Here is a 6,648-nt window from a genome sequence, read left to right on the forward strand (position 1 = left end):
TTTAGATTAAATGGTTGCCATTCCTGTTGGAATAAATTTTTCAGTATAGAAATTTTCGTAATGTATTTGATTGTCTTCTAAAGAAGATTTAACCGCATCAACCATCGTATTGGGACCACAGATATAAATATCGTAAACAGCTGCAGATAATTCCTCTTTATTAATCCATTGCGTCACATATCCTGATGGATAAGCATCGCAGTTTTCATTGGAGACACAAGGATAGTTTTCTATAGTAAGATTTGTATAGGTTTTGAGACGATCTAATTCAACAATATTTTCTGCCGTTGTAGCGCCGTAAAACAATTTAATCGTTTGGCTATTTTCTTCTTTATTTAGTTTTTCTAACATGGCAATAAAAGGAGCAATTCCGGTTCCTCCGGCAAAAAACAACGTTTCACGGTTTATTTCACGACTGTAAAAACTACCAACTGGTCCCGTTATACTTAAAGTTTCGCCCACTTTTGCCTGTCTTAAATAATCACTCATCAAACCTGTATTTGGAATGAGTCGAATGATAAATTCCATTTCATCGCTATCTGATAAACAGGAGAATGAATAAGAGCGTGTTTCTGTTGAGCCAGGAACTAATATATTGGCATATTGACCTGGCAAAAACGTGATAGTAGAGCCGTCTTTTATTTTAGTTTTTAGTTTTACAATTTCAGAGGATAGAAAAGTCAGTTCGGTAATTTCCGTTTCATAAGTGGTTACTTCTACTTTACAGGCAACCGAACTCGCTAAAATATCTACGATCATATCCGATTCTGGACGCATTTGACAAGCCAGACCGTAACCGTTTTCTGCTTCTTCATCAGATAAAGCCTCTTCAATATAATCTCCAGAATCAAATGAACCCGATTTTGATAAGCATTTACACGTTCCGCAAGCACCATCGGCACAATCTAAAGGAATATTTACACCTACTCGATAGGCTGCTTCTGCAATGGTTTCATTACCTGCAGTCTCAATAAAATGGGTTACGCCGTCTTCAAAATTTAATGCAACTTTTGCCATAACTATTATTTTAAATATGATATACGTCTAAAACCTGACGGATGTAGTCGTTTTTAATGATTACTTTTTTATTTGAAATCAAGAATGAATCTTGATTTTTTTTCAGGGTGTAAAAACTAAGGCCGAAATACGTATCGGTTGTTTTGTATCGGAAGGATAAAGTATTCCAATTAAAACGAATTTTTACTTCGTGTTCATTTTCTTCCAGAATTTCCACATTATTGATGTAATGACAAGTTCTTGGTTCGGGCATCGAAGCTGATGAACGTTCGGTTTTTATACGGAACACCCGATCTTCTAATCCGCCTTTATTTGGATAATAAATTAATGAAATTTCAGTTTGCGGATCTTTGGTTAATTCATCTTCGTCATCCCATCCTGGCATCCAAAAAACACAATCGTCATCATAAAATTTCAACCATTCATCCCATTGTTTATCGTCTAATTGGCGAACTTCTTTGTATAAGAATTGTAGTATATCTTGATAATTTGTCATGATCTATAGTTTTAAACGGCTAAATTTTCTTTAGAAAGACCATCTTTTAAAGAGTTTTTCCAAAATTCGTGTTGGGTGATAAATAAACCTTCATCTTCCGATTTAATTCCAGAAATGAGTGGCTGAATGCCCATCTTTTCTGCCTGTTCGTCTTGTCCGTAAATCCAATGGGTAGCACCACGACTCATATCATTGTATTTTAAAGCAGAAGATTGGTAGGCAATTTGGCAAGATCTAAATTCTTCTAAATCATCTGGAGTTCCCATACCTGTTACGTTGAAAAAATCTTCATATTGACGGATTCTTGTGGCACGCTCTTCTGCACTTTCACATTTTGGTGCAAAACAGTAAATGGTAATCTCTGATTCATTGACAGAAATAGGTTTTATTACTCTAATTTGTGTAGAGAATTGATCCATTAAAAATACGTTTGGATACAAACCTAAATTACGCGTCATATTCACCATAAAATCTGCTTTTTCTTCTCCAAATTCAGAAATAAGACGTTCTTTTTGTTGATAAATTGGACTTACTTCAGGGTTTAGTTTATTCGTCCATAGTAAGATATGCCCGTTTTCAAAACCATACACTCCAGCTACCGATTTCGACCAATTATTGGCATCTACCGCTTTAGTTCCTTCCTTTTCGTAGTCACGACTTCCCATTGTTGCAACATAATTCCAGTGTACCGATGAAACGTGATAACCATCGGCTCCATTTTCCATTTGTAATTTCCAATTTCCGTTGTAAACATAAGAAGACGAACCATTTAACACTTCTAAACCTTCTGGCGCCTGATCTACAATATGATCGATAATAATTTTTGAATCTCCTAAATAGTCTTCCAAAGAAAGTACATCGGGCTTAAGCGATCCGAATAAGAAACCTTTGTACGACTCAAATTTTGCAACCTTCACTAAATCATGAGAACCTTCGCAATTGAACTGTTCTGGATAGCCACCCGTTTTCCCATCTTTTACTTTTAATAATTTTCCTGCATTGCTAAAAGTCCATCCGTGAAACGGACACGTAAAAGTAGATTTGTTTCCTTTTTTATAGCGGCACAATTGTGCGCCTTTATGGGTACAAGAGTTAATTAAAGCATTTAATTTTCCCTGCTTGTCTTTTGTAATGACTACCGATTGTCTTCCTATCGAAGTAGTATAATAATCATTCACATTTGGGATTTGAGACTCGTGAGCAAGGTAAACCCAATTGCCTTCGAAAATGTGTTTCATTTCCAATTCAAATAATTCTTCGTTGGTAAAAGATTCACGGTTATGACGGTAGAGACCTTGTTCTTTATCGTGAACAATAAGGCTATCCAGATATTCGGAAGTAACTTTTTTCATAATTTAAAATTTTAAGGCAATAAAATTCCTGTTCGAATTATAAAATTCAAATTTTCAGTATCTATTATAAATTTTTTGAAAATATGGAATTGCAGTTTTTCTTCCTACAGATCCATTGGGTTGTACAAGTGAATTATATACTACAATTCTGCAGCAGCACGCAATCTATGGTTTTCACCAGGAGCGGCATTTGTTATTTCATGAACCATATTGAAGTCGAAATTAATTTTAGCGAAAGCTTCATTTTTTCCGTACTTGGCAGCATCTTCAGCTGAAACTCTTTCGATATGAGGAACCAATTCAGGACGGGTTGCAAAAGCAAAATCATCATAAGTTAAAGGATCTCCTTCGATATTGATCTGAGTGGTTAATTTTCTAAAACCTGGTGCTGTCACAAAAAAGTGAATGTGTGCCGGACGCGCTCCGTGACGGCCTAACAACTGCATCAACGTATCTGTAGAACCGTTTGGAGGACAAGCATAACCTACAGGAACGAAAGATTTGAATTCGTATTTTCCATCTTCAACCACATTGATTGCACGTCGTAAATTGAATTCTGGTTGCGAAGAATCAAAGTGAGAATACAATCCTTTTAAATTGCAATGCCATATTTCCACTTTTGCATTAGGTATAGGATTTCCGTTTTCATCACGAACCACTCCGCTCATGAATAAACGCTCTGCATCGGGTTCAATTTCTGTTTCTAATTCTGCATATGAAGTAGATTCTGGTGAACCTGCAACATATAAAGGACCTTCAATGGTGCGAGGCGTTTTGTTTTCGATTCCTGCCTGTTCGTCTTCCCAATCCATTTGAACGTCCATGAATTTTTCAATTCCCAATCCAGCAAATACCAACCCATATTCGTTGTTTTTTCCTGTTTGCGTGAGCCAATCACAAGCTTTCCACATTTCTTCGGAGGTAATGTCTAAATCGGCCATTGCGTTAAACAAATCTTTAAGAAGACGGTTAACAATGGTTTTGATTCTTTCATTTCCAGCGCCATCTTTTTCTGAAGATTTTATTAACTCTAATGTTTCGTCAATTAGTTTTTGATCTATTCTTTTCATAATATCAGTTGTTTGTTGTTACTATTTAAAATTACAAGATTGTTTCTCTTAAAGCATTTGGATGTTTGCAAATACTCGTTACTTTTATTGTCATGTACGGAAATAAAGGCAAAGAGCTGATTATTTGATGTAGTTCATCCGGGCTTTCTACTTCCAAAACAGAAATATTAGAAAACTTGCCGGCAACACGCCATAAATATTTCCATTTTCCGGAAGACTGCCATTTTTGAGAGCATTCTTTTTCTCTTGCGATGATATCAGCTATTTTTTTTTCGCTCCAGGTTTCTGGGAGGTGAACCTCCATTTCTACTACGTAAACCATATTATTTTCTTTTATATTTTTCTACTTGATTCATATCCAGTTCAACTCCGAGTCCTATTCCTTTAGGAATTTCAAGACTGAAATTTTGATAGGTAATTGGTTTTTTAACAATATCATCCGTAAGTAAAAGAGGACCGAAAAGTTCTGTTCCCCAATCCAAATTAGTCAGTGTGGAAAAAATATGCGCCGACGCAACTGTTCCGATTGTTCCTTCAAGCATTGTACCTCCGTAAAGCGAAATGCCAGCTCCTTGTGCGATCGCTGCTTGTCTTGCAATATTTGTGAGTCCGCCTGATTTTGAGATTTTGAGTGCAAAAACACTGGCTGCATTCAGTTTAGCCAATTTAAAAGCATCCTGAACGGTAGCTACGGCTTCGTCTGCCATAATAGGAACTTCAAAATAAGAAGTTAGTCTTGCCAATCCTTCAAAATTATGCTTTGCAAGAGGTTGTTCTATAAGATCAACACCGGCATCCTGAAGTTTTTGTATCGCTCTTTTAGCGACCTGTTCACTCCACGCCTGATTGACATCTACGGTTATTTTTATATCCGCACCCAAAGCATTTTTTATGGCGGCAACGTGTTTGATGTCTTCTTCAGGTTTTTTACTTCCTATTTTTAGTTTGAAAACTTGGTGTTTTTTATCGCTAATTGATTTTTTAGCCTCTTCAATGTCTTTATCGGTGTCGCCACTCGCAAGTGTCCATAAAACGGGAAGATTTTCTGAAATTGCTCCTCCAAACAGATTGTGCAAAGGAACACCAAGTCTTTTGGAATGAGCATCTAGCAAAGCGGTTTCAATTCCTGATTTGGCAAAATTATTTCCAGAAATGTTTTTATCAAGAAGTTTCATCAGAAAATTGATGTTTGTAGAATCCTGATTTAAAAGTAATGGGGTAAAATAAGTATCGACTGCGAGTTTTATTCCTTCAGGAAATTCATCCGCATACGAAATCCCACCGATGGTTGTCGCTTCTCCTATCCCTTCAATTCCATCTGAAGAAAAAAGGCGGATTATTACCATAGACTGATTTCTCATGACCGCCATGGAAAGATGATGTGGTCTAATCGTTGGTAAATCTACAATAAAAGTCTCTATTCTCGTAATTTTTATCTTTGACATCATTTCTTATAATAGTAAGCGTTTCATCACGTTAGTAAGCACTTGCTTACCTGAAAAACAAAATTACCTTGAAATCAAGTTTCGGGAATAGGACTTTTAATTTATTACTATCACAAATGATGCAAGGGTGTTATTTAATTTTTAACACCTATGTTTTTTCGGAATTCATTAGGTGTATACCCAGTCTTCTTTTTAAACAGTCTGGAAAAATAACTTGGGTCGTCAAAACCGAGACTGTATCCAACCTCATTAATGCTTTTTTCTATGTCTGAAAGCAGCGTTTTTGATTCGTTAATAAAGTAATCTATGATTACTTCCTTGGAATTTTGCTGGGCTATAATACTGCAAATTCTGTTTAAATGACCAGGAGTAATATTAAGCTCGGCGGCATACTGTTCAATTGTTTTTTTATAGGTACGGCTTTCACGAATAAGTTGAGAAAATCTTCTGAAATAAATAATGGACGAATTGTCTTTGTTGAAAATTCGCAGTGGGGTGCTTTTCGGGATTCGGCTCAGCTGTACGATCATTTTTCCAATCATACTTTCAAGCATCAGCAATTTGCCGAAGTTTTCCTGATGGTATTCTTCTACACACTCCAGCATGTTTTTAAAAACCGTTTCTGAAAAGCTATCCGCTGTTACTGCGGTCAGCTGGAAAGTTTCAATCGCAATCACGGCTTCGGTTTCTCTCTTAATCATGTGCTCCAATACAGCATCTGAAAGGCTGATAATCCAACCTTTCATTTCCGTTTGATGTTCAAAACCGTGTTCAGTATTTTTCGGAATGGTTATAAATGAAGGAGCCGATATCGGAATTTTTTCGTCATTATGAAGCAATACCGTGCTGCCTTGAATCACTAAAAAAATCTGAAACTGATTGTTGTGAATATGTGGTTTTACGTTGTTGTTATTTTCTTTTCCGATCACTCCAAACGGATAGATATACACCAAACCTTTTACAAATTCGATAGAACTTTTCCCATATAATCCTTCAAAAAAAGTGCGGTCGGTATTTTTCATAATCAATGATATTTATTCTTAGTACATGACAAAAAAGTTAACCACACAAGGCACAAAAGTTTTTACTATTTTGAAGATTAAAAAATTTCGTGTAAAAGTTTAAAAAAGGTTGATGCAAAAGCGCTCTACTTATTTGAACTTTAAAAGGAGTTGTAATCTTCCCTTGTTTAGGCACACTCAAAAGTAGAGTTTTTTGTTAATATTTTATTGTTGTCGTTGTTGAAATTTTGTTGGAATGTGGGAAAC

7 protein-coding genes are annotated in these 6,648 nt (G+C 35.9%); all 7 read right to left on the reverse strand.

Annotation, left to right across the window (positions count from 1 at the left end; genetic code table 11):
* Positions 1-6: 6 nt before the first annotated feature.
* Positions 7-1,017, reverse strand: a complete 1,011-nt coding sequence (gene benC, locus QF004_RS08630) for a benzoate 1,2-dioxygenase electron transfer component BenC (protein WP_307425083.1) — start codon at positions 1,015-1,017, stop codon at positions 7-9.
* A gap of 10 nt (positions 1,018-1,027) precedes the next feature.
* Positions 1,028-1,513 carry a benzoate 1,2-dioxygenase small subunit gene (gene benB / locus QF004_RS08635; RefSeq protein WP_133440049.1) on the reverse strand — a complete coding sequence of 162 codons (486 nt, stop codon included), beginning with the start codon at positions 1,511-1,513 and terminating at the stop codon, positions 1,028-1,030.
* A gap of 11 nt (positions 1,514-1,524) precedes the next feature.
* Positions 1,525-2,865: a Rieske 2Fe-2S domain-containing protein gene (locus tag QF004_RS08640; protein ID WP_307425088.1), complete on the reverse strand. Its 1,341-nt coding sequence runs from the start codon at positions 2,863-2,865 to the stop codon at positions 1,525-1,527.
* 140 nt (positions 2,866-3,005) lie between these two features.
* Positions 3,006-3,935, reverse strand: a complete 930-nt coding sequence (gene catA / locus QF004_RS08645; protein WP_307425091.1) for a catechol 1,2-dioxygenase — start codon at positions 3,933-3,935, stop codon at positions 3,006-3,008.
* 31 nt (positions 3,936-3,966) lie between these two features.
* Positions 3,967-4,257 (reverse strand): muconolactone Delta-isomerase family protein, encoded by a 291-nt coding sequence (locus tag QF004_RS08650; RefSeq protein ID WP_307425094.1) that lies wholly within the window; start codon positions 4,255-4,257, stop codon positions 3,967-3,969.
* 1 nt (position 4,258) lies between these two features.
* Positions 4,259-5,383 (reverse strand): muconate/chloromuconate family cycloisomerase, encoded by a 1,125-nt coding sequence (locus QF004_RS08655; RefSeq protein ID WP_307425097.1) that lies wholly within the window; start codon positions 5,381-5,383, stop codon positions 4,259-4,261.
* Between the two features lie 131 nt (positions 5,384-5,514).
* Entirely contained in the window at positions 5,515-6,402 is an 888-nt protein-coding gene (locus tag QF004_RS08660; protein WP_133440045.1) for an AraC family transcriptional regulator, read from the reverse strand.
* Between the last annotated feature and the right edge of the window lie 246 nt (positions 6,403-6,648).

The sequence above is a fragment of the Chryseobacterium sp. MDT2-18 genome, assembly GCF_030815285.1.
Lineage (GTDB): Bacteria > Bacteroidota > Bacteroidia > Flavobacteriales > Weeksellaceae > Kaistella > Kaistella salivictor.

Coding starts and splice junctions, on each gene's coding strand:
- QF004_RS08650 (WP_307425094.1), bottom strand. CDS start 4,257: ATGGTTTACGTAGTAGAAATGGAGGTTCACCTCCCAGAAACCTGGAGC.
- benB (WP_133440049.1), bottom strand. CDS start 1,513: ATGACAAATTATCAAGATATACTACAATTCTTATACAAAGAAGTTCGC.
- catA (WP_307425091.1), bottom strand. CDS start 3,935: ATGAAAAGAATAGATCAAAAACTAATTGACGAAACATTAGAGTTAATA.
- QF004_RS08655 (WP_307425097.1), bottom strand. CDS start 5,383: ATGATGTCAAAGATAAAAATTACGAGAATAGAGACTTTTATTGTAGAT.
- QF004_RS08640 (WP_307425088.1), bottom strand. CDS start 2,865: ATGAAAAAAGTTACTTCCGAATATCTGGATAGCCTTATTGTTCACGAT.
- QF004_RS08660 (WP_133440045.1), bottom strand. CDS start 6,402: ATGAAAAATACCGACCGCACTTTTTTTGAAGGATTATATGGGAAAAGT.
- benC (WP_307425083.1), bottom strand. CDS start 1,017: ATGGCAAAAGTTGCATTAAATTTTGAAGACGGCGTAACCCATTTTATT.